The 22,801-nt window shown below is 30.9% G+C and carries 22 protein-coding genes and 1 tRNA gene; 4 read left to right on the top strand and 19 right to left on the bottom strand.

Features of this window, described 5'->3' with window-relative positions; all coding sequences use genetic code 11:
- Window positions 1-121: 121 nt before the first annotated feature.
- A complete protein-coding gene (locus JV173_RS01015; protein ID WP_205734431.1) occupies window positions 122-1,030 on the bottom strand; it encodes an epoxyqueuosine reductase in 909 nt (302 codons plus the stop codon).
- A gap of 129 nt (window positions 1,031-1,159) precedes the next feature.
- On the opposite strand from JV173_RS01015, the gene JV173_RS01010 reads away from it, so the two are divergent.
- On the top strand, window positions 1,160-1,549 hold the full coding sequence (locus tag JV173_RS01010) for a VOC family protein (RefSeq protein WP_205734430.1): 390 nt from the start codon (window positions 1,160-1,162) through the stop codon (window positions 1,547-1,549).
- 329 nt (window positions 1,550-1,878) lie between these two features.
- Here JV173_RS01010 and JV173_RS01005 read toward each other — a convergent pair whose 3' ends face one another.
- The 4 genes from JV173_RS01005 to JV173_RS00990 form a co-directional block, all read right to left on the bottom strand.
- Window positions 1,879-2,436, bottom strand: a complete 558-nt coding sequence (locus tag JV173_RS01005; protein WP_205734429.1) for a YdeI/OmpD-associated family protein — start codon at window positions 2,434-2,436, stop codon at window positions 1,879-1,881.
- A complete protein-coding gene (locus JV173_RS01000) occupies window positions 2,437-2,931 on the bottom strand; it encodes a GNAT family N-acetyltransferase (RefSeq protein ID WP_205734428.1) in 495 nt (164 codons plus the stop codon). It lies immediately after the preceding gene.
- 20 nt (window positions 2,932-2,951) lie between these two features.
- Entirely contained in the window at window positions 2,952-3,530 is a 579-nt protein-coding gene (locus JV173_RS00995) for a hypothetical protein (protein WP_205734427.1), read from the bottom strand.
- A gap of 74 nt (window positions 3,531-3,604) precedes the next feature.
- A complete protein-coding gene (locus JV173_RS00990) occupies window positions 3,605-4,465 on the bottom strand; it encodes a hypothetical protein (RefSeq protein WP_205734426.1) in 861 nt (286 codons plus the stop codon).
- A gap of 182 nt (window positions 4,466-4,647) precedes the next feature.
- On the opposite strand from JV173_RS00990, the gene JV173_RS00985 reads away from it, so the two are divergent.
- On the top strand, window positions 4,648-5,184 hold the full coding sequence (locus JV173_RS00985) for a DUF1836 domain-containing protein (protein WP_205734425.1): 537 nt from the start codon (window positions 4,648-4,650) through the stop codon (window positions 5,182-5,184).
- A gap of 13 nt (window positions 5,185-5,197) precedes the next feature.
- The gene (locus JV173_RS00980; RefSeq protein ID WP_205734424.1) at window positions 5,198-6,046 is read left to right on the top strand and encodes a DegV family protein; all 849 of its coding nucleotides are present in this window, start codon (window positions 5,198-5,200) and stop codon (window positions 6,044-6,046) included.
- Between the two features lie 33 nt (window positions 6,047-6,079).
- Here the strand turns inward: JV173_RS00980 and JV173_RS00975 are convergent, their stop codons facing one another.
- Both JV173_RS00975 and JV173_RS00970 read right to left on the bottom strand, forming a co-directional pair.
- Window positions 6,080-6,361: a hypothetical protein gene (locus tag JV173_RS00975; RefSeq protein ID WP_205734423.1), complete on the bottom strand. Its 282-nt coding sequence runs from the start codon at window positions 6,359-6,361 to the stop codon at window positions 6,080-6,082.
- Between the two features lie 192 nt (window positions 6,362-6,553).
- Window positions 6,554-7,912 (bottom strand): dicarboxylate/amino acid:cation symporter, encoded by a 1,359-nt coding sequence (locus tag JV173_RS00970; protein ID WP_205734422.1) that lies wholly within the window; start codon window positions 7,910-7,912, stop codon window positions 6,554-6,556.
- 316 nt (window positions 7,913-8,228) lie between these two features.
- On the opposite strand from JV173_RS00970, the gene JV173_RS00965 reads away from it, so the two are divergent.
- Entirely contained in the window at window positions 8,229-9,005 is a 777-nt protein-coding gene (locus JV173_RS00965; protein WP_205734421.1) for a TMEM164 family acyltransferase, read from the top strand.
- Window positions 9,006-9,047: 42 nt separating this feature from the next.
- Here JV173_RS00965 and JV173_RS00960 read toward each other — a convergent pair whose 3' ends face one another.
- The 12 genes from JV173_RS00960 to cdd form a co-directional block, all read right to left on the bottom strand.
- Window positions 9,048-10,691 carry a zinc ribbon domain-containing protein gene (locus tag JV173_RS00960; protein ID WP_205734420.1) on the bottom strand — a complete coding sequence of 548 codons (1,644 nt, stop codon included), beginning with the start codon at window positions 10,689-10,691 and terminating at the stop codon, window positions 9,048-9,050.
- Between the two features lie 539 nt (window positions 10,692-11,230).
- Window positions 11,231-11,866: a hypothetical protein gene (locus JV173_RS00955; RefSeq protein ID WP_205734419.1), complete on the bottom strand. Its 636-nt coding sequence runs from the start codon at window positions 11,864-11,866 to the stop codon at window positions 11,231-11,233.
- Between the two features lie 215 nt (window positions 11,867-12,081).
- Window positions 12,082-12,158 (bottom strand) — tRNA-Arg (locus JV173_RS00950).
- A gap of 56 nt (window positions 12,159-12,214) precedes the next feature.
- Window positions 12,215-14,020, bottom strand: coding sequence for an ABC transporter ATP-binding protein (locus JV173_RS00945; RefSeq protein WP_205734418.1), 1,806 nt, complete (start codon window positions 14,018-14,020; stop codon window positions 12,215-12,217).
- Window positions 14,017-15,771 (bottom strand): ABC transporter ATP-binding protein, encoded by a 1,755-nt coding sequence (locus JV173_RS00940; protein WP_205734417.1) that lies wholly within the window; start codon window positions 15,769-15,771, stop codon window positions 14,017-14,019. The genes JV173_RS00945 and JV173_RS00940 overlap by 4 nt, the downstream gene beginning before the upstream one ends.
- A gap of 57 nt (window positions 15,772-15,828) precedes the next feature.
- Window positions 15,829-16,461 (bottom strand): tRNA (adenine(22)-N(1))-methyltransferase, encoded by a 633-nt coding sequence (locus JV173_RS00935; RefSeq protein WP_205734416.1) that lies wholly within the window; start codon window positions 16,459-16,461, stop codon window positions 15,829-15,831.
- On the bottom strand, window positions 16,458-17,717 hold the full coding sequence (gene rpoD, locus JV173_RS00930; protein WP_205734415.1) for an RNA polymerase sigma factor RpoD: 1,260 nt from the start codon (window positions 17,715-17,717) through the stop codon (window positions 16,458-16,460). Before rpoD ends, JV173_RS00935 begins: the two co-directional genes overlap by 4 nt.
- A complete protein-coding gene (dnaG, locus tag JV173_RS00925) occupies window positions 17,714-19,471 on the bottom strand; it encodes a DNA primase (RefSeq protein WP_205734414.1) in 1,758 nt (585 codons plus the stop codon). The genes rpoD and dnaG overlap by 4 nt, the downstream gene beginning before the upstream one ends.
- A gap of 8 nt (window positions 19,472-19,479) precedes the next feature.
- A complete protein-coding gene (locus tag JV173_RS00920; protein WP_205734413.1) occupies window positions 19,480-20,850 on the bottom strand; it encodes a glycine--tRNA ligase in 1,371 nt (456 codons plus the stop codon).
- A 17-nt stretch (window positions 20,851-20,867) separates the two neighbouring features.
- Window positions 20,868-21,518: a DNA repair protein RecO gene (recO, locus tag JV173_RS00915; protein WP_205734412.1), complete on the bottom strand. Its 651-nt coding sequence runs from the start codon at window positions 21,516-21,518 to the stop codon at window positions 20,868-20,870.
- Window positions 21,519-21,523: 5 nt separating this feature from the next.
- Window positions 21,524-22,414, bottom strand: coding sequence for a GTPase Era (gene era, locus JV173_RS00910; protein WP_372433658.1), 891 nt, complete (start codon window positions 22,412-22,414; stop codon window positions 21,524-21,526).
- Window positions 22,414-22,800: a cytidine deaminase gene (cdd, locus tag JV173_RS00905; protein ID WP_205734410.1), complete on the bottom strand. Its 387-nt coding sequence runs from the start codon at window positions 22,798-22,800 to the stop codon at window positions 22,414-22,416. The genes era and cdd overlap by 1 nt, the downstream gene beginning before the upstream one ends.
- Window position 22,801: the final 1 nt, after the last annotated feature.

Here is a 22,801-nt window from a genome sequence, read left to right as displayed (position 1 = left end):
TCGGTTTTTTCAAAGAAAGATTGCATAAAAAAAATAACCGTGTGAATGGTCACTTAATAGTTGAAATCAGAATTTTTTTTGATAATAAATTGTTAAATAAAAACTACCTGTGTTCAGGTAGTTATATTTCAAATTTATCTAATTTCTCTAAAATATTTGACGCATCCTTTTTATACCATTCCGGATATTTTGGATCATTCAATGTCTTTTTAATATCTTCGTTATATTTTGGATTTTTTTGTCTAAGTAATAAAGTAAGTGCATTTCTTAATAGAATTGTTTTACCTCGCCACGTATATGCATGTTTTCCGTACTTAGCCATAAATTCTTTATTTGTTAAATCAAATAAATCCTGGATAATCACATAAGCTGTAGGTTTTGCTCTAAAGGCTTCAACATGATCTGATTGAACGCCTTTATTAAATGGACACACACGTTGACATATATCACAACCAAGTAAGTACATGTTCTTTTCAATTTCATAATCGGTTAAAGAACGTTTTTCTTGATTATATCCACTCATACACTTATCCCAATCAAAACCATCAGTTAAGGCACCAACTGGGCATGCTTTGATACAAATATCGCATTCTCCACAAGAAAGTGTATTTTCTTCAATCACTTCAGGAAATTTTTCTTTGGTTAAAACTAAACCGATAAAGAAATAACTACCTAAATCTTTATTGATCATTAAGTTGTTTTTACCATGAAAAGCAAGTCCAGTCATTTCTAAACATTTACGTTCACTGATGGTATGATTATCAACTAAAACTTTATATTCTATATCTAAATCTTTAAGTGATTCATGCATCAGTGTTTTGATGACATCATGATAATCATATCCATATGTATACATAGAGGCTAAAAGTTTATCTTTTTCTTGTTTAAGATAAACATTTGGATATCCAAGTCCAACAACAAAAATGGATTCGTATCCAATAAGATTTGCATCAAACTTCTTCTTTAAATATCTATCTGCATCGATACAACCCACAATATCAAATGCTTCCTTTAATCTATCATAAACCATATAGATACCTCTAAATATATTTAGAGTATATCACTAAATGACTTATTTATAAATAATAGAAATGTAAATACTGTGCATGATATATCCCATAGTAATAGAATAAGGATATATTAAATTGGAGGTTTTATTATGAATGCAAAAGGTGTTTTCATTAATTTAGCTACAAATGATGTGCAAAAATCAAGAGCTTTTTTTGTTGGTTTAGGTTTAGAATTAGTTAAGGAATTTTCAGATGATTCGAACTCATGCTTAAAAGCTGGTGAAAATTTATATATCATGCTGATGACTCCAGATAAATTTAAAGGTTTCACGAAGAAAGAACTAACAAATTCAAAACACGCAAATGAAGCACTCTTCACGTTTGAAGTTGAAACTAAAGAAGATGTTGATAGAATCTGTGATAAAGTTAAACAATTTGGTGGGGAAATCTCTAAACCAGATATTTATGACTTCATGTATATTAGAACCTTCAAGGATTTAGATGATCATCATTTTGAAGTGTGTGCTTTTACAAAATAAAGATTAAAAAATACCACCAATAGCGGTGGTTTTTTTATGCTTCAATGTTTTCCCATTTTGTATAAAGTGTCAATGTAGGTAGATATGATAAATTGTTATAATAATTTCCTCAGTAGGGTCTGGTTTATTAGAATTACTTGGAATTTGTTCACATACTGTAAGTAAAAAAGAAAGCTAACTAAACTCATCAAAAATGAAATTTTCTTCATCTTTTTACCTTATGTTTTATTAATTTAATATTATATTAACCTTTAATATGTAATATTTTTGGTGATTTTTCAGTTAAATATATAAAAACCAGCTAATTTTAGGTGGTTTACTTTAATTGATTATAATAATTTACCATCATCGTGCCAATCACCAAAGATGATATTTTGTTTTGTATTTTCTAAAAATTTATTGAGTCTTTTCTGGAAAGTTACTTGATCTTTTCTTATTCTTTGAATGTTATCAATTCGGACTCTTATATAAAGTTCAGGTAATTTTAAAAAGTTTTGATATGTTTCATCATCACTTTTTATCGCTTCAATGATATCAACATCAATTATGAACGGATCATCTAAACCTGGAACAACTTTTAATCCTTCTTCTGTCATCAATCCAAGTTCTCTTAATTTTCTAACACGTGCTTTATTGAGTTCAGTCCAAGGACTATTTTTAGAGCGTGGTGAGAATCTTTGATAACTTTGACCATCTATAGGCATAAGTGTTGAATCAATCCACCCAAAACAAAGCGCTTCATAAACTGCATCAATGTAATAGATTTTATCACTATCTTTTTTTCTAGAAAGCGCAACAAAACATGCTTTTTCAGTTTTATAGTTTTGTTGTAACCAACTTCTAAAATCTTCTTTAGTTTTAACATCTAATACATTTATGATTTCCATTTACAATGTAATCCAATATCTTTGGTATTGATATTCATTATATGTGATTTCATTTTCAAATACGCCACCACATGCAATAATGGTATGTTTAGATGCTAGATTATTCGGGTCACATATAAGTAACACTTTACTAAGTCCTAATTTTTTAGATTCAATGAGTGACATATTTAGTTGAGTTGTCCCGTAACCTTTTCCACGCATGTTTGGTCGAATGCCATAACCAATATGTCCAGTCTTTAAGAGCATCAATTCACTTAAATCATGTCGAATATTAATTGCCCCAAGCATGATGTTTTCAACTTCATCATATAAAAAGAAAGTCGACTCATCAATTGGTTTAAATCCATTTTCTAAACTGACTTTGTAGTTTTCAAAATCATGATAATCACTTCTAACAATTGCCCATGGTGTAATATCTTTTTCTACATTTGTCCACTCATCCATCATCTCAACGACAAGTGGGTAATTTTCTTTCGTTAATTTAACAAGTTTCATAGGATATTCTTTCTTGGAATTTAATCATTCCATAACATAGAGTGTTCACTACCATCAAAATAATAAATAGTTTCTGTTTCTAAATTTTTAGTGCGCATTGAAACGGTTGTTTTGGTTTCTAAAACGATGACTTCTGTATCTCCAAATTCCTCTAAAGTTTCTAAGCGTACAATCATTCCAATAATTCTATTTTTAAATAATAACTGCTCCACATTAAAGTTTCTTGGAAACATTAAATGAAAAACTTCACGAGAGAGTTCTGAACTATAAGGAATATCAATTAAACTCCCTTCAATAAACATCTCATAATTTTCAAATGATACTGATTTAATTGCTGGTTCTGATTCTAATCTTTCATATATTACAGATAAATCAGTGTGCAAATCGATTCTTAATTGATTATCCCAAATATAGATTTCTTGAACAAATTCTGTACCAAACTTTTCAGTTTTATATGCAAAAAAAGCATTTGACGCTAACATTTCTTCTACTATTTCTATATCTGAAAATAATCTTGAATCAAATTCTGTATCCGAAAATTTATTGTTACAACCTATTAATATAAAACTTAATAAGAACAGATTAAGAAGCTTTTTCATAAAGTACAATCACCTCTGAGATTTTCATTAAGATTTTACCATAAAATAATCACTTACAATTTACATGAGATTGCCTAATTAAAGATAATGTACAATGCATTTTGATATGCTTCTATCTTTTTATCGATGTATGTTTTCATCGCAGGTGTAATCTCTATATGATCATCGAATAATTCTGGTTTTAATTGAGTTAACCATAAATGTATTTCTAGTGTTTGATTCCAGTTATCTCCAAATAGAATATCTTCTTCATGTCCATCAAAAACTAATATATAAGAAACAGATGAAACATTACCTTGGTAGTTATAGTTGAAAACTCGCTTTACATCAATCAAATCACTATACGTATAAATTTTTGGTTCAGCATCAAACACATCTTGTATAAATATTTCATTTGAATTATAGTAAGCCTTTTGATTTAACCCCATAATGTATATTGGATAACATAGCATTACTGTAACAAATGCCAACCAATATAATGTGTTGATTTCTTTAGCTAATTCACTCAAGCGATATGTGTTAATAACCTGCTTATTTTTACTTTTAATCGTACATTTTCTTACTAAATATTTTTTTGAATAAATTGGATAAAAAGTTAAACCGATAATGCCAATCATTAAAAACATCACAGAAATCAATGGCCATGCTTGTCGATCAAGTTCTAAATAGGTATATGAATCATCTGGTTTAATAAAATAGTCCAAGATACCAGGAAGTATATACAAAACCATCATAAGCAGGAAACAAATTATAACATTAATAATTTCAAGTTTTTTAGCAGACTTTGTGGTTTCTTCAGGATAAAGACTCAGTGCATTTTCTACACGTTGATTTAAATGTGATATTTTACCTTCTATCTTTTTAAATTTTCCAAATTGCATATAAAGTAAAAAACCAATCATACATATAAATATTGAAATGTGTAGAATTAACATTTATTATTTCACCTTTGCTAATTTTTTTAATGCTTTAAATATAAATCAAAATATTAGATATCATCTATATAAAAATTATAACATTATTTGAATAAGTACATAATTCAATGAATTATTGCAAATACATGGAAATTGTTTTAAAAACGTGTTAATCTAGTTTCAATTACTAGATGGAGGTAATTATGGATTTAGAAATTAAATCATGGATTGATAAAATCGATCAGTTAAAACTTCCTAGATGGGATGACTTACCAAACATAGGTCTTTATTTTGAACAAGTTTTATACTATGTCAATGAGCACTTAAGTTCAATTTTCTTAGATAGTAAAGAACCTGAAGATTTTTTTGTCACTGCTTCTATGATTAATAATTATGTTAAACATAAAATCATGGTGCCTCCTGTGAAGAAAAAATATTATCAAGCACATATCGCATTCATCTTTACAATTACAATACTGAAACAAGTTGGTAATTTAAAAGATGTGCATGGTGGCATTACACACTTGAGAACCGTATTAGGAAAAGAACAAGCATTTGATACTTTTATTGATTTTTTGGAAACATCACTTCACTCAGTTAAAAATGAATTACTTGAAAAACCAGATGGAACTTTCTATGAAAAGGCTGTATCAATTGACCTTCTACCGTTAAAAACCGCGACAATTGCGTTCGCATCCAGCATGTTATCGAGATACTTATTCTCGAAAATAAAAAAATAAAAGGAGAAAATACGTGCAAAAAATAGCAATCCTTGCAGACTCAGGGTCTGACATCAATAATTTTAAAAAAGGATCTCCGCTTTATATTCTGCCACTTAGAATCGTCATCGATGGTGTTGAATATATTGATAAGAAAGAAATTTCATTAACTGAGGTTTTAAGCAAACTAGATACACATAAAGTAACAACTTCTCTGCCTAGTCCAAAAGACATTGAATCAACACTTGATCAAATTAAAGCAGATGGATTCACACATGTTATCGTCATTCCAATTTCTAAAGGTTTAAGTGGTACGATGAATGTCATTAGAACGATTGTTGAAGACTATGAAGGCTTAGAAATTAGCATTATCGATACTAAAAACATTTCGATGGCAAGTGGATATTCTTCTATTGAAGCACTTGAAATGATTGAACAAGGTAAATCTTATTCAGAAATTGTTGATGCAATCAATACGAGATTAACATTAAAGAAAGTTTTCTTTACAGTTGATAAACTGATTTACTTAAAACGTGGTGGTAGAATTGGTTTAGTTTCAGCAACCATTGCTGACCTATTAAAAATTAAACCAGTGATTACATGTAATGAAGATGGAGTCTACTATAGTGTTAAAAAACAACGTGGTTATGAACAAGCTGTTAAACAATTAATTAATTTAGTTTCAGAGTTCGTAGGTGATGCATCTTCTTATGACTTGAGCTTAATGAATGCAGATTCTAAACTTGATTTAGAAAAGCTTCAAAATCAAATTAAAGAAGCATTACCTAAGGTAAGAAACATAGAAGTTTCAAATATCACTCCAGCTTTAGCAATCCATACTGGACCTGAAGCTTTAGGTATCGCAGTTAAAATTAATGATTAAAAAATATAAGGACTTCTGCTGAAGTCCTTATTTTTATGCTCTGGATAATTTTCTCACTTCAAAAAATTCAATGAGTTGTGCAGTTAATACAATCACACAAACAAATAACATAGTGGCATGAATTGCAGGTAATGCAAGTTCATAGTTACTCATTACTGTTGATAGGTCTGTTTCGAAAATATCTGCAAGTTTTGCGAAAAATTCAGGATTGATAATTGCTTTTGTTGTCAAGATGACTTGTAATAAAAGAATTTGTAAAAGTGAATTAGCTGTTGTAATTGCAACAGTTAATTGAGTTTTTCTGCCTAGTGTCATCTTATATAAATCATTGGCAAAGTCAATACCTGCTAATACGAGAATAGGAATAATAAAGTATCTAATATTATCATTAAATATGATAACAAAGTCTGTTTCTCCATTATTTGGGAAGTAGAATCTAATATATTGTTGGTGATTAAAAATTACATAAATAAAAAGACCAGAGAAATTCTCTGGTCTTAAAGTTTATTATTCGTTTAAAGCTTGTGTATCTTGACTATTTAACATTTCATAATCAAGTTCTTTTTCACGTTTTGCAACGATTGTAGCAGCGACACCACCACCGATAACGTTAATGAGTGTACGACCCATATCAACAAGTGGATCAACCGCAATAATTAATGCGATACCTTCAATTGGAAGTCCTAATGAAGATAATACAACTGCTGCTGCGATAGTTGCAATCCCTGGAACACCAGCAATACCAATTGCTGAAACAGTTGTCACAATGAGTAATAAAATGAATTCCCATGGTCCAAATGGAATATTATAAGCATTTGCTGTTAATACTGCAACAACAGCAGGGAAAATTCCACCGCATGCATTCATACCTACATTTGCACTTAAAGGTCCAACAAAATTTGCAACTCGATCAGATACACCAACACGTTTAGTTAGTGATTCCATAGTAACTGGTAATGTGCCATAACTACTTTGAGTAGTAAACGCTACGAACATTGCAGGCGAGAATTTCTGAATGAACTTGAATGGATTAATTCCATTTATTGCTAATGAACCCATTTGTATAAAAACAAAATGTGTTAACATCGCAGCATACATAATTAAAATATAGAAACCAAGTTGCATAATTGAATCAAAATCACTTCTACCAACTGCATAAGCCATGAATGAGAAAACTGCATAAGGTGTTAATTTCATAACAAACCTAGTAATTCTAGTCATGATTGTATTTAATGAATTATTAAAATCAATAAATGGTTGAGTTCTTTCTTTATGTCTCTTATTTTCAACAATCACTGCAATTGAGACAAATAATGCAAAAGTGATCACTGGCATCACAACACTTCCACCCATTGCTGAAACCACATTTGTTGGGAAGAAATCTAAAATTGCTTTTTCAATTGGTGTAATTGTTTTTGTATATTCACCAATTGGTTCGAATGCATTACCAAGACCAGTGATTGATGCATAGAAGAATCCGATTGCTGCTGCAACAGTTGTTGTTGCAAGTAACCAAAAAAGTGTTTTTAAACCAATAGTTTTTAGTTTATCTGTAGTTTCTAATGATGTAAAAGATTTAATAACTGCAGTTAAAACTAATGGTACAACAATCATTTGAATTAATCTTGTATAAAGCTGTCCTATTGGACGAATTGTTGCGATGATGCTTGCTTCTTTGCCATCAATAATTGTTTTTGTGCCTCCAAATAAAAAACCAACAATTAAACCTAATCCCATTGCAAGCAATACTTTGAAACTAAATTTCCATTTTAATTTCCCTGTTAAAAATATTAATGATAATACAGCAATCGCAGTGATATATAAAACACCTTTTTGCCAACTATCAATTATGTAATTATCAAACATAATACCATTCCTCCGATGTGAAACATCCTAATTATCATACTAAAATGTGCTTTTTCTTACTTAATTATTGCTTCTAAATCGAAATATTCTAAATTTTTGATACAATATATGCGTTAGTTTGTGTTTTTTTCACATAAAAACCTCCAAACTTTGACGATTAAACAATCATATAAAATACAGTCATAATGCAAGTATATATATTATTAATATATATCTGGTCTATATAGGTTTTTTATATTCACTTTAATTGCTGATTGATTGTCAAATGTCAAAGGAGACAAAAATGCAAGGTATTATTGATTTTTTCGAGTCGACTATGCCAACACCCGTTGCGTATTCACCATTTGAAACTTCTTGGTTTCATTATGTATCACTTCTAGTTTTAGTTGCAGTTATTGTGTATCTTATTGTTAAATTCAAAAAAGCGACTGATAAGCAATTTAAAAGAACGATTCTCATTGCTGGTATCGTCATGGTTGTATGTGAAATTTACAAACAATGGATCTTCACATATCAAGCAGGTTATTATCAATGGTATGCATTCCCATTCCAATTTTGCTCAACACCAATGTATCTCTTCTTGGTTTTAGGTCTTTCTAGAAATAAAACCTTAGATAGTTATATTGTTGCATTCCTTGCAACTTATGGCACATTCGCAGGATTAGCAGTTATGGCTTATCCATCTTCTGTATTTATCAGTCTTGTTGGTATCAACATTCAAACAATGGTTCACCATGGACTCATTGGTGCAATCGGTGTTGCATTACTAGTTCGAAATAAAATGGATATGAAAATGTTTGTAAGAGGTGTTATCACATTTGTAACATTATCTGCAATTGCTTATGGAATGAACACGATCTTTAACCTTTCTGGTATGGAAGGTACATTCAATATGTTCTTTATTAATCATAGATTTGGTACAGAAATTCCAGTACTATCCTTAATTGAACCGGTTGTCCCACATGTTGTCTTCTTAATCGTATATGTATTTGGATTTACATTTGTTGCAAGTCTAGTTCACTTTAGTGCCAACGGCATTAGAAAACTAGCAACTTTAAAAACTAAGAAACAACAACTTGCATATCAAAATTAATTTATAAATCAAAAGTGGTAACCATTGCGGTTACCACTTTTTTTATTGTACAGATCTAACAGCTGATACAATTTCTTTTGATGATTCACTGTTTGAATATGCGAGTTGTGTCAAATGTTGATTAATATCTATAGATGCTGAATGTACTGAGGCAGCAACTGTTCTTCCTGCTTCTTCAACAGATTGTTCAATGTAAGAAAAAGCATAAAACATTTCAGTTATTCTACCATCGATTTCATCAAATCGATTTGAAATATAAGCGCGTTGTTCTTCAAGTGCATCTAAAATATTATTTTCTAGTTGATTAATTTTAATTGAAAGCTGTTGACTTATGTATTCAGCAGATTGACGTATCACATCTGCAATCATTTCAGCATTTTGTCTGTGTTGTAAAAGAATTAAAGCTTCTTTTAGATTTTCAGCTCTTCCAGTTTCAAGATAGAAGATAATTGTATCCACACTTTCCCAATCTGTTGGATGTAGGATTTCTTTATATGTATCTTCAATTTTTTTATACATCTCTTTAATTTCTGTTTTATAAATTTGAATCGTATCAAGAATTGTAGTTTCTAAACTGTAAATTAAAGCTGTTTTTTGGTTAATGCTTTCTAAATCATCCCTAGCATCTTTTACAACCCTTTTCAAATCATGCTCTAGTTCATAATCTAATATAATCTTACTGAATTGAGCGTCAAAATTATATGGATACTTCTCAAGTTTGTTTTTCTTTGCAAGTTTTCTAATTTTACTTTCTGAATATTTCTTACCTTTAGAAAAGTTTTTTCTTTTAGATTCTATATCTATCATGAGATACAATTGGAAATCTTCATCTGTTTTTAACCTTTTTTCAATCATTTGTTGATTAAATCTTCTAAGGTTCAAATACCAAGTTCCATAATTTTTATGTCCACCACCTTTATATAACCTAGGCAAAAGTAAGGCTTGAAATATTTTATAGAAAATATATATTGAAATCAAACTACCAGTAATAATAAATTGCCCAACAATATTCATTTGATCATCTGGATTGTCTAAATATCGATCGAGTTCAAAATATGAAAATGAATTGATTCTACCCGTTACATAGGCAAACGTAATTAAAGCAACGAATAAACCAATAAATGCCAATACGAGAGCTAATATAATCGATATGATTTTAACGTTCTTTTGAGCTTTATATTTAAATGGTGATTGATACGCACTTTCACTGCTTAATGAATTACTGGAATTATTTATCTCATGAGATGGAAAAATAGAATCAGTCGTTTTATCTAAAATTTCTCTATTATATGTTTGTTTTAATTCTTTGAATAAACCTGCTACTTTAACATTATGTTCTAATTGAAGTTTTTTGATTCTATACACATCGTTTAAAATCGATTGAAATTTTTTGTGACGCTTATATAAATCATAGACCATCAATTGATTCAATCTTAACCCATATAAATGATTAATGATTAGGTAACGATCTTGATTCTTTATCATGATTGGTTTAGTTTTTGTTTCAATCACTTCTTGTTTTATTTCTATGATTTCAATTTCTTCTTTGATAGATTGTTCAATTGGTTCTTTCACGAAATCATTTTTTACGTCTACAATTGGATCTTTTCTCTGATCCCATCCACAATCAGGACAAAAAGTCGAAATCTTCTTCATTTCATATCCGCATTTAATACATTTCATCATTAAAACCTCCCCAAGTTTTTTAAATTGATGAATAGAATAAAAATACATAGTTTTTATGTATGTTACCTGTTTTTATCCCCTTAAGTCATATCGTGTTGTTTAACTTTATTATATCAATTATTTAATAAAACATATGGAGAAAAATAAAAAACTACCGTGGAGGTAGTTTTCAATTTTTAATTATGTCTTGCTGTAAATGAAATGCTACAAATTTTCCACTTGATGTGTTGATTTTGCTACACATTAATATCTTGATAATAAACACTATTTTTCGGTTTTTAATATTAGATCAATTCTTTCAAGAATTTCATTATAAGTCATGATAATTAAATCTTTATTATTATACCTGATAATATTTAAGTTTTTTCTAACTATATCAATATCAACTTCATTTGTTATTTCATTTTCCATATTCCCGTATACCAGTATTGATTTAGGAATATTATAATGATAAGTATTACTATAGTCAAAAAGAGTAAGTTTTTATTGTAATTTCGGGGGGGAGATTTTACATTACTTACTCTTTTATATTATTTAAATTAAATTAGATCTTCTGAATCAAATGGGTTTGTTACTGGTTTTTTTCTAAACACTATAGGATTAACAATTAGTAACATTATTTGCATTCCAAATAAGCCAATAGGCATAATTTGAGGAACAATTACTCCCACTAAGAATAATAGATAAAAGAAATAAAGTATTCCTGTAAATACCATAGTACCAACTAAACCAGGTTTTTTAATTAAATCATAATTTTCTTCTTCAAATGTTACATCTGTTAAGAATGGTTGGAATCTAACTCCACCTAATGTTACAAGATAAACGCATAACATTAGACTAAACCATAAGAAATAAAACATTATTGAAGCCATTGACTTAAGAACATATAAGAAGAAAACAAACGGGAATGCTATCCAATATATTGCAAATTGAGTTGCATGTTTAACATCCTTTGCTTCATCTTTAATAATTCTATGAAGGTATTCTACTGGAGCTGTTAGACCACTATAGAAGAATAAAATTACGTAGTACCAAGCTAATGAAAAGAATGTCATTATGTATAATGGAATTAATCCAATTTTAATAATTACTTGTAACCATCTATCCATCCCTTTAAAGCGATTATCTTTAAATGCTTGTGTTAATAAATGTTTTGCTGCTTTTTGATAGTTCATTTAATGTCCCCTTTTAATTTTTTAATTTTCCCACGAAAATTCATTTTGACTTACAAAAACAATTAAACTTTATATTAAAGTCTATAATACTTCTTTATGTTTAATTTATTATATTTTTGTTTTGTCTAATTTCATTATAACATTTTATTTTTAGTTTTAAAACATACTAAATAAAAAAATGCCCCCCTTAAGGGTGGCATAAATTATTTACTAAATGGCGTCCGAAGAGGGATTCGAACCCCCGACCGATAGCTTAGAAGGCTATTGCTCTATCCAGCTGAGCTATTCGGACACTTTCTTTCAGCACGTTTTATTATAACTGAAACATTACTGAAAGTAAAGTATATTTTATTCATCAAATTGAGAATTGTAAAGTTCGGCATAATACCCATTTTGTTTTAACAATTCTTCATGATTTCCTTGTTCAACGATGTTACCATTTCGCATAACAAAGATAATATCTGCGTTTTTAATTGTTGATAATCTGTGTGCAATAACAAATGCTGTACGACCTTTCATTAACTCATCCATAGCTTTTTGAATGAGGATTTCTGTACGGGTATCAACAGATGATGTTGCTTCATCTAAAATCAACATTGGATTATCTCTTAACATCGCACGGCTGATTGTAATTAACTGACGTTGACCTGCAGAGATATTTAGACCATCTTCACTTAACATGAAGTTGTAGTTATCAGGTAATGAGTGAATGAAATGATGTGTTTGTGCAGCAATCGCAGCGCGTTCAACATCTTCAAATGTCGCATTTTCACTACCGTATTTAATGTTTTCTAAGATTGTACCTTCAAAGATCCAAGTATCTTGTAATACCATACCAAAATAATCTCTAACTTCTTCTCGTTTCATATCTTTAATGTTTACACCATCAATTAAGATTTCACCACGATTAATTTCATAGAAACGCATTAAAAGATTTACAATGGTAGTTTTACCTGCACCGGTTGGTCCAACAATCGCAACCATTTGACCAGGTTTAATATCCGCACTGAAACCTTGGATAACTGGTGTTTCAGGTACGTAACTAAAGTGAACATCTTTAAATGTAACATGTCCTTTAACTTTTTCTAACATCTTGGGTTTGTGAGATTCATCCTCTTCTGCTTTCGCATCAAGTAGGAAGAAAATACGTTCTGCAGATGCAGCTGTTTGTTGCAGTACAGTTGCTGATTGCCCAATGGATTGAACCGGTGCAGCAACAAGTCTTGCATACATAATATATGACATAATGAATCCAATTTCTAGTTCACCTTTCATTAAGAGGTAACCACCGATCGCGGCAATACCAATATATGAAAGGTTTGAGAAAAAGAATTGTACTGGAATCATAATCGATGAGATGAATTGTGATTTCCAGCTAGTTTGATAAATTCTTTCGTTGATTTCTGTAAATTCAGCTTTTGCTTTTGCTTGGTGATTGAATACTTTAACAACTTGGTGTCCATGATAAACTTCTTCAACATGTCCATTCATATCACCACTGTTTTGTGCAGCTTGAATAAAGTATTTTTGAGAAATTTTAACAAAACGTCCTGCAACCCAAAGAGAAATCAATGTACAGAGCGTTGTAATAAGTGCAAGTTGCCAGTTCATAACGAACATAATAATCAGAATTGCGAAGATCAATGTAAATGATCTAAACATATCTGATAAACTTTGAGTTAAGGTTTGGTTAATGGTATCAACGTCATTTGTAACACGTGATAAGACATCACCAAATTTATATTTGTCAAAGAAATTAAGTGGTAATTGATTGATTTTAACTGCTAAATCACTACGCATTTTATAGGTTAATTTTTGTGTAATACCAATTAAGATATAACCTTGTGTGTAATTAAGTGCAGATGTTATGAGTGCAGAACCAAGTGTTAGGATCAGGAGTCCATAAAAGTCCATCTCATAACCAGGAACGACTGAAATAACTCCGCTATTGCCTTGCCAAATTTCAGTAAGTGAGGTTAGAACCTTACCTGCAACAAATGGTGTGAAAACAGAAAGTAATGCTGCAATACTTGCAAGAATTGCAGAAATAATCATAACATATGCATCTTTATTTAAGTAAGAAATCAATCTCTTTAGCGTGCCCCAAAAGTTTGTTGCTTTTTGAGGTACTTTGAAGTGTCCGCCTCTATTCATCGTGCGAGTTCCTCCTTACTTAATTGTGATTCAGCAATTTCTTGGTATACCGCACATGATTTCATTAAATCATCATGGTTTCCTATACCAACAACTTCACCTTTATCTAAGACAACAATTTGATCAGCATTTCTGATTGTGTTAATACGTTGTGCAACAATTAAGACTGTTGCATCCTTAACTTCATCTGCTAATGCTTTTCTTAATCGTTGGTCAGTTTTATAATCAAGTGCTGAGAATGAATCATCAAAGATATAAATTTTTGGTTGTTTAGCGATCGCTCTTGCAATCGATAATCTTTGGCGTTGACCACCGGAAACGTTTGTACCACCTTGGGTAATTGGTGAATCATATCCATACTCAAACTTATTAATAAAGTCAGCAGCTTGTGCAATTCTTGCTGCTTGTTCAATAACTGCTTCATTTAAAGTTTCTTGACCAAAACCAATATTTGATTTAATCGTTCCTTTAAATAGGTTACCCTTTTGAGGTACATAACCAATATATTTTAAATATGCTTCTTGAGTAACTGTTTTTAAATCAATGCCATCGACGGTAATTCTACCTTCAGTTGGATCATAAAATCTAGGAACCAAATTAATTAATGTTGATTTACCTGAACCTGTTGAACCGATAAATGCGGTTACCTCTCCAGGTTTAGCAGTAAAATTAATGTTTCTTAAAACTGGTTCATCAGATCCAGGATAATAGAATGAGACATTGTCAAAAGTGATTTCCCCTTTGACATCATCTAATTCAACAGGTTGATATGGATTTTGAATTAAAACATCTGAATCAATAACATCCATAATACGTCTTGCAGAAATTGAAGCTCTTGGAATCATAATAAAGATCATAGTAATGTTCATGAAACTCATGACGGTGGATGTTCCATATTGAACAAGTGTTGATAAATCTCCAGGTTCTAAGGTTGATCCTGGTTTTATAAATCCAAAGTACACTGCAACAAAATACATTCCAACAGTCGTTAATTGCATAATGAAGCCAAGTGTTGGCCACATTGCTGTAAACAATCTATTAACAAAGATGTTTCTGTCCATCGATTCTTTAGCAACTTTTTTCGATTTTTCAATTTGAACATTTTGTGTATTAAATGCACGTACAACACGTAAACCAGAAAGGTTTTCTCTAGTCACTAAGTTCATCTTATCAACTAAACGTTGAATTAATTTAAACTTAGGCATTGCTATTAAAAAGATTGTACCAAGTGAACCAATGACCATTAAAATCGTAAAGATCAATACTGTTGAAATCTCAGGACTTGTTTCATAGGCCATAATTAAACTACCAACAGCCATAATTGGTGCCATGATAGCCATTCTAAGTAACATTGCTACAGATCCTTGTAAGGATTGAATATCATTTGTCGTTCTGGTAATTAAGGATGAGGTGGTAAATTTATCCATTTCATTCATGGAAAATTGTTGAACCTTGTTGTATAATGCTTCTCTTAAACTTTTTCCATAAGCTGTTGCAGTTTTAGATTCAAAATATCCAGATAAGATAATGACACCAATACCAACCACTGTTGATACAAACATCCATATCGAATTTGTGATAATCGATGATATTTTTTCTGCTTCCGTTAAAGTTTGACTGAGCATGTCATTTAAAATAAACCCGATTAATTGCGGGATGATTAGGTTAAAATATGCTCTTATACTTACTAGAATTAAGATTAAGATGACGGACCATATGTATGGTTTTAAATATCTAAATGATTTAATCATTTCACATCTTCTTTCTTTTAATAAACTATTAAAAATTATAACACTTTTGAATTTTAATTACTTTAAACTTGAACTGTGTTCATAAGCATTTTTGAAATATGTAAAAATCTTTTCATATTTCACTTTATTTTCACCTTTAGCTTTTAAGGATAAATTTTTGAAATGATCCATTTGATGTTTAAAGTATGGTAGGGATGTTATTTTATCTCTTAGATAACTACCTGTATACAGTGCTTCTTCTGTTAGCTCCATTTTTCCAGATCTTACCTTTAAAAAAACATAATAGAATTTATCTAACATCACATATTCATCAAATATTTCAAAATTATTTTTTGAAAGATATGCTCTTAAAAACTCAAGATTGTCATGTGCACCAAGTAAAAAGTGAGCATTATCTGGTGCATCTTTTAAGATATCTGCAATTAAATAAGCCCCCATGCCACAAATTACAGCGAGATCAAAGGGCTTTTTAAGCCCTTTGAAACCGTCCGATAAATAAAACTCTACTGGGTAACCAGTAAGAGTTTTTTGACTAGATTTAAGTGGACCAGGATTAATGTCTGTTGCGTAGCCTTTTTTAATGTATCCTAAATTAAACGCTTTCTTTAAAACTAACCCATGGTCAGTTCCGATATCTGCAACAGTATCATAACCTTTAATAAGTTCTACGATAAAGTCTATGCGTTTCATTTTCTTGCAACGTAGAATTCCTTCAATTTATTTTGACGTTGAGGTGAACGTAATTTTCTTAATGCTTTCGCTTCAATTTGACGAATACGTTCTCTTGTAACACCAAATTCACGACCAACTTCTTCTAATGTATGTGTCTTACCATCAAGTAGACCATAACGTAGACGAAGCACTTTTTCTTCACGATCAGTTAATGTTTCTAAAACTTCATCTAAAGTTTTCTTTACCATTTCTTGCATCATAAAGTCATGTGGGTTTAGTGCATTTGGATCAGAAATGAAATCTCCAAGTGATGAATCTTCTTCTTCACCAACTGGTGCTTCGAGTGAAATAGGTTCTTTTGCAATACGTTGAATATTTTGAACTTTTTCAGGTGAAATACCCATCTTTTCAGCAATTTCATCAACAGTTGCTTCTCTACCTAATTCTTGTACAAGTTGACGTTGAATACGAATCATTTTATTGATTGTTTCAACCATGTGTACTGGAATACGAATTGTTCTTGCTTGGTTTGCAACAGCACGTGTAATTGCTTGACGAATCCACCATGTTGCATATGTTGAGAATTTAAATCCTTTTTCATGATCAAACTTATCAACAGCTCTCATTAAGCCCATATTACCTTCTTGAATTAAATCAAGGAATAATAAACCTCTTTGAGTGTACTTTTTAGCTATAGAAACAACTAAACGGTAGTTAGCTTCAACTAAGCGTTCTTTAGCAATACCTGCTTTTCTAACAGATTCTTCAAGTGCAAATAAGTCTTCTGGTGAAACTTCTAAATCACCAGCTTTAATTAAATCCAGTTGTTCTTGAGATTGACGACCTTCTGCAACCCAAATTGCATATTTCTTTTCATCATCAATATTAAGGAGTGGAATTTGACCAATTTCTTTCAAGTACATACGTACTGGGTCATCAACTTTTATTGAAGCTGGGATTTCATCAATGTTTAAAAGTTCATCTTCTTTAATATCTTCAACTTCAAGTGAAGAAAGTGAAAACTCATCTGGTTCATCAGGTTCAATATCAAAATCATCTTCATCAAGATCAAATGCTGGAGCTTCAACTTCTTTTTCTACTTCCTCTTCTTCATCATCTAAAAGGACATCGATTTCAAATGAAGCAAGTTCTTTTTCTAATTCAAAATAATCTTCTGAACCGTATGGGAAGTAGCCTTCGACATCACTTTGTTGAAGTACTTTCTTTTTCCCTGCTTTTTTAACTAAAACATCAACTATTTCTTTCATGTTCATGATTTCATCCCTCTCTTCTTTCTTGTTAATTCATCCAATTTCTTGGCATATGTTTCAACATTCTCACCATTTAAATTTTGGTTAATTAAATGTTTATAGTGATTGACTTCTAATTCATACTCAAATGATTCGATTGCTTTAAGATTTTCTTTGAAAACTTTATCATCAATGATAAAATCTACTCTTTTCTTAAATTCGGGCTTATTGATAAGTGTATCTAGTAATTGAAGTCCTTCAGCATAACCCTTTTTAAAGATATCTATATCTAGTTCATTTTCACCTGTCATAACATAATATTTAATCAGTGCTTTATACAAAGTGACTTGTTCATTTGTACCTACTGTAGATATTCTAGTTAAATCTAAATGTTTTTGTACAAGTTTTAAAATATTTCTTGTTTTCAAAAGATCAATTAAAAGTAAATCGATTGAACGTTCAGCTTTAGATACAATGACCTTAGAAATTTCTTGTTTCTTTGGTAAGAGATCACCAATTTTTTGATTGTTATTTTTGGTTAAAAATAAATCAATACCTAATTCTTCTTTAACTTTCTTTTGATAAAAAGCTAGGACGGTTTGGTTTGCACCTCTTAGGATTGAATCCATTTCTTTTTTAAAGAGTGTAATATCATCTGCACGTTCAAAGTTTTTATTTTTCTTAAAGATTTCATATCCAAATTGATATGGATCTTGCAATCTTTCATAAAGGTTAGCATACTTTTCTAAACCGTGCTTTTTAACGTATTCATCTGGGTCAAGTTTATTTGGTAGTGCTAAGACTGAAATTTGAAGACCAGCACTTCTTAGATGTGGGATTGCTTTTAAAGTCGCTTTTTGCCCTGCATCATCACCATCATATGCAATAACAACATGATTTGAAATACGTTTAATTAAGTTTGCCTGTTGTTGCGTTAAAGCTGTTCCCATTGTAGCAACAACTGATTTTAAACCAGCTTTATAAGATGCAATAACATCAAAGAAACCTTCATGTAAGATAACATGTTTTTGTTTGATTGCTGGTGTTAATGATTCTTGAAAGTGATATACAACCTCACCCTTCCTAAAGATTTTACTTTCAGGTGAGTTGACATATTTTGCAACTTCTTTTGGATTTAAGGTTCTTGCACTAAATCCAATAATGCGACCCTTTTCACTTTTAACAGGGAATGTAATTCTTGCTCTAAAGACATCATAATATGAACCATCTGGAGCTTGTTTAACAAGACCTAAGTTCATCATGTCAGTTACAGTATAATTTTTAGATTTTAAGAGTTGATATAGTGCATCGCTTTGATTTGGTGCATATCCAATTTCAAAGTGTTCAATATCATCTTCACTTAAATCACGTTTTTTAAGATATTCAAGTGCTTTACTACCTGCTTCACTATTTTTAAGTGCAAAGCGGTAGAAACTTGATGCATCTTCCATTAATGCATAAAGTTTATCATTTGGATCTTTTTGGACTTTAACTTTTTTAACATTCAGTCCAAGACGGTCACCAAGTTCAATTACTGCTTCCTCAAATGGAATGTTTTTAATTTGAGAATAGAATTGAATGGTGTTGCCACCTTTACCGCATCCCATACATTTTGCCAAATGTTTTTCTGGAGAAACCGAAAACGATGGTGTTTTTTCATCGTGAAAAGGGCATAGTCCCATATAGTTCTTACCACGTTTTGTAAGTGACATGAACTCAGATGCAAGTGCCACAATATCGGTTTGTTCAATTATTTGGGTAAGGAGCGCTTGATCCATGTATCCTCCTAGAATTTAACAGCTTTGCGGATAAAGTTTTCTAATTCATCAACAGATAATCTGATTTGTTCCATTGAATCGCGGAAACGTAGTGTAACTGTATTGTCTTCCATTGTTTGATGGTCAACTGTGATACAGAATGGTGTACCAATTGCATCTTGTCTTCTATAACGTTTACCAATGTTTTGAGTTTCATCATAAACGACGTCAAAGTTTTCTCTGAGCATATCATAAATTTCATTTGCTTTACCAGCATGTTCTTTTTTAACAAGTGGTAAGATTGCAGCTTTATAAGGTGCAAGTGCTGGATGAATTTTAAGTAGTTGTCTAGAATCCCCTTCACCAAGTTGTTCTTCTTCTAAACCATTTAATAAGAAGATCAGTAATAAACGTTCAACCCCAACTGCTGGTTCAACAACATATGGAATATAACGTTCATTAGTTTCAGGGTCTAAATAACTCATATCTTCTTTTGAAAGATTTTGATGTTGTGTTAAGTCAAATGATGTACGAGATGCTAAACCCCATAATTCATCAAATCCCCATGGATATTGGAATTCAATATCAGTGGTTGCATTTGAATAGTGACTTAATGCTTCTTTAGCGTGTGGTTCTGCTCTTAAATATTCAGGACGAATACCTAAATCAGTTAAGAATTTTTGCATATATGCTAACCAGAAGTTGAACCATTCAAGTTCAGTACCTGGTTTACAGAAGAATTCTAATTCCATTTGTTCAAATTCACGTGTTCTAAAGATGAAGTTACCTGGAGTAATTTCATTTCTAAATGATTTACCGATTTGACCAACACCAAATGGAATCTTTTTACGAGTTGTTCTTACTAAATTTTTAAAGTTAATAAAAATACCTTGTGCAGTTTCAGGTCGTAAGTAAACTTCACTTGCAGTGTCTTCAACAACACCTTGGAAAGTTTTAAACATCATGTTGAACTTTCTAATTGGTAACCAATCTGTTGTACCTGATACTGGGTCTTTAATTTTGTTATCAACGATATATTGATACATTTGTTCTAATGTCCAACCATCTGGTTTTTGTGTTGGATCATGTTCAAGAATGAGTTTATCTGCACGATATCTTTGATTAGATGTTTTGTTTTCAATTAAAGGATCAGAAAAACCACCAATATGACCTGATGCTTTCCAAACCTCAGTGTTTAATAAAATAGATGAATCAAGACCAACAACATTCGGTCCTTGACGAACAAACTTTTTAAACCACGCTTGTTTAATGTTGTTTTTTAAGAGTACACCTAATGGACCGTAATCCCAAGTGTTCGCTAATCCACCATAGATTTCTGAACCTTGGAAAATAAATCCAGTTTGTTTTGCATACTGTACTAAGTAATCTAATGTGACCATCGTTGTAAATCTCCTTCTTATTTGCGCTTAATTAATGTGTCTGTGTGATATTCGTAATACTGATACATAAAAGATTTTAATTTATTAAAATACGCTTCTTCTATCTCATCTATTTTATCATAAGGTAAGTGCGTAAGTTTTAATAAAATTGTTGTCAAAGTTAAATTTAAATCACATTGTAGATTTTCTCCCACATAGATGATTTTAGCTTCTCTAATTGAGAAACCTTTAACTTTTCTGCCATCAGGTTTTAAGTTCAAAGGATAACCTAAATATCTTAATAACTTAAAGGAAAATGATAATGCAGATTCTTTTTTAAAATTTTCTAATGCATCTTTTAAGAGTTGATAAATGTCTTTATGATTTTCTTCAGTCGTTAAAAAGATTTCAACTAAATCAAACATAATCGATGCATCGTTGATAAGTTTATAGTCTTTTTTAATTGATTCATAAAGATTTAATATTTTACCCTCAGATAAAATAAACATGTTTTTATTCGGGGTTTCTTTGAATTCAATATGTGTTAAGTATTGTGCTAAAATTCTTGAGTTAGATGTGAGTTTTTGACTACCCTTTGCAATCAAGGTTCTAAAACCTAAAGGCGTGTAAACGTAGACTAATCGGTCATTTTCTAAGTAACTCTGAACTTTAGTAACAATACCTTCCATAAGCTTTATTCACCATACCCATATTTTGAAATGACGTTTGGATTGTTCCGCCAATCCTTTTGAACTTTAACCCATAATGTTAAATGGACTTTTAAATCAAAAATTTGGTTCATTGCTTTTCTTGCTTCTGTACCAATGCGTTTTAATTTTTCGCCACCTTTACCAATTAAAATACCTTTTTGAGAATCACGTTCAACAATGATTAAAGCATCAACATCAAGTGTACCAATTTCTTCATTATGTTTCATTGATTCAATGACAACAGCAACACTATGTGGCACTTCTTGTTCTGTATAGTAAAGAATTCGTTCACGAATGAGTTCACCCATACGTGATTCTTGTGATTGGTCAGTAATATAATCTTCTGGGTAGAAGAGTGGCCCTTCAATTAAATGTTCTTTAACTGCTTTTTTCAAGTGTTCTAAGTGTGTTTTGTCTTTAGCACTAATTGGTACAACACTTTCAAATTCCATTTTAGAAAGATATGAAACAATAATTTTATCAATGTCACCTTTTGATGGTAATTCATCAATTTTATTGATAACTAAAATGGTTGGAAGTCCTGCATTTTTAATACGCTCTAAAATAAATTCATCTGATTTTCTGTAAGGTTGATCAACGACCCAACAAATAATATCTACGTCTTGCATTGCATTTTCTGCAGATTTGTCCATAAGTTTGCCTAATCCATGAATGGGTTTGTGCATCCCTGGTGTATCAATAAAGACAAATTGAGCATCTTCTTCCGTTAAAATACCCGTAATTCTAAAACGGGTAGTTTGTACTTTTGGTGATGTGATCGCAATCTTTTCACCAATCAGTGCGTTTAAAAGTGTTGATTTACCAACATTTGGCTTACCAACGATTGTAATAAATCCTGATTTTGTTTGCATAATTATCTTTCTTTTAAGTCAAATCCATAAGGTAAGAGACTATCTTTAGTCATTTCTAGAACATCACCTTTTTGATTAGTTAGAATGACTTTAGCATCCTTAGGTAAAAGTTCATACATGACTTGGCGGCATGCACCACATGGTGAGATTGGACCATCTGTATCACCAATTACTGTAATAGAGACAATGTCTTTTGGGTTTAATCCTTGAGACACTAGCGAGAATAAAGCACTGCGCTCTGCACAATTAGATAAACCATAACTTGCATTTTCAACATTACATCCATGGACAATCGTGCCATCCTTCATAAGGATTGCTGCCCCTACTTTAAAATTTGAATATGGTGCATATGCACGAGATTGTGCAAGTTTTACAGCTTTAAAGTCCATA

The organism is Acholeplasma equirhinis (assembly GCF_017052655.1).
Classification (GTDB): Bacteria; Bacillota_I; Bacilli_A; order Acholeplasmatales; family Acholeplasmataceae; genus Acholeplasma; species Acholeplasma equirhinis.
Note: the sequence above shows the minus strand (reverse complement) of the source record. Positions and strands in the feature narration are given on the sequence as shown.

Bases quoted from the DNA above. Each gene is read 5' to 3' on its own strand.
- JV173_RS01015 (WP_205734431.1), bottom strand. From the start codon at position 1,030: ATGGTTTATGATAGATTAAAGGAAGCATTTGATATTGTGGGTTGTATC.
- JV173_RS01010 (WP_205734430.1), top strand. From the start codon at position 1,160: ATGAATGCAAAAGGTGTTTTCATTAATTTAGCTACAAATGATGTGCAA.
- JV173_RS01005 (WP_205734429.1), bottom strand. From the start codon at position 2,436: ATGGAAATCATAAATGTATTAGATGTTAAAACTAAAGAAGATTTTAGA.
- JV173_RS01000 (WP_205734428.1), bottom strand. From the start codon at position 2,931: ATGAAACTTGTTAAATTAACGAAAGAAAATTACCCACTTGTCGTTGAG.
- JV173_RS00995 (WP_205734427.1), bottom strand. From the start codon at position 3,530: ATGAAAAAGCTTCTTAATCTGTTCTTATTAAGTTTTATATTAATAGGT.
- JV173_RS00990 (WP_205734426.1), bottom strand. From the start codon at position 4,465: ATGTTAATTCTACACATTTCAATATTTATATGTATGATTGGTTTTTTA.
- JV173_RS00985 (WP_205734425.1), top strand. From the start codon at position 4,648: ATGGATTTAGAAATTAAATCATGGATTGATAAAATCGATCAGTTAAAA.
- JV173_RS00975 (WP_205734423.1), bottom strand. From the start codon at position 6,361: ATGACACTAGGCAGAAAAACTCAATTAACTGTTGCAATTACAACAGCT.
- JV173_RS00970 (WP_205734422.1), bottom strand. From the start codon at position 7,912: ATGTTTGATAATTACATAATTGATAGTTGGCAAAAAGGTGTTTTATAT.
- JV173_RS00965 (WP_205734421.1), top strand. From the start codon at position 8,229: ATGCCAACACCCGTTGCGTATTCACCATTTGAAACTTCTTGGTTTCAT.
- JV173_RS00960 (WP_205734420.1), bottom strand. From the start codon at position 10,691: ATGATGAAATGTATTAAATGCGGATATGAAATGAAGAAGATTTCGACT.
- JV173_RS00955 (WP_205734419.1), bottom strand. From the start codon at position 11,866: ATGAACTATCAAAAAGCAGCAAAACATTTATTAACACAAGCATTTAAA.
- JV173_RS00945 (WP_205734418.1), bottom strand. From the start codon at position 14,020: ATGAATAGAGGCGGACACTTCAAAGTACCTCAAAAAGCAACAAACTTT.
- JV173_RS00940 (WP_205734417.1), bottom strand. From the start codon at position 15,771: ATGATTAAATCATTTAGATATTTAAAACCATACATATGGTCCGTCATC.
- JV173_RS00935 (WP_205734416.1), bottom strand. From the start codon at position 16,461: ATGAAACGCATAGACTTTATCGTAGAACTTATTAAAGGTTATGATACT.
- rpoD (WP_205734415.1), bottom strand. From the start codon at position 17,717: ATGAACATGAAAGAAATAGTTGATGTTTTAGTTAAAAAAGCAGGGAAA.
- dnaG (WP_205734414.1), bottom strand. From the start codon at position 19,471: ATGGATCAAGCGCTCCTTACCCAAATAATTGAACAAACCGATATTGTG.
- JV173_RS00920 (WP_205734413.1), bottom strand. From the start codon at position 20,850: ATGGTCACATTAGATTACTTAGTACAGTATGCAAAACAAACTGGATTT.
- recO (WP_205734412.1), bottom strand. From the start codon at position 21,518: ATGGAAGGTATTGTTACTAAAGTTCAGAGTTACTTAGAAAATGACCGA.
- cdd (WP_205734410.1), bottom strand. From the start codon at position 22,800: ATGGACTTTAAAGCTGTAAAACTTGCACAATCTCGTGCATATGCACCA.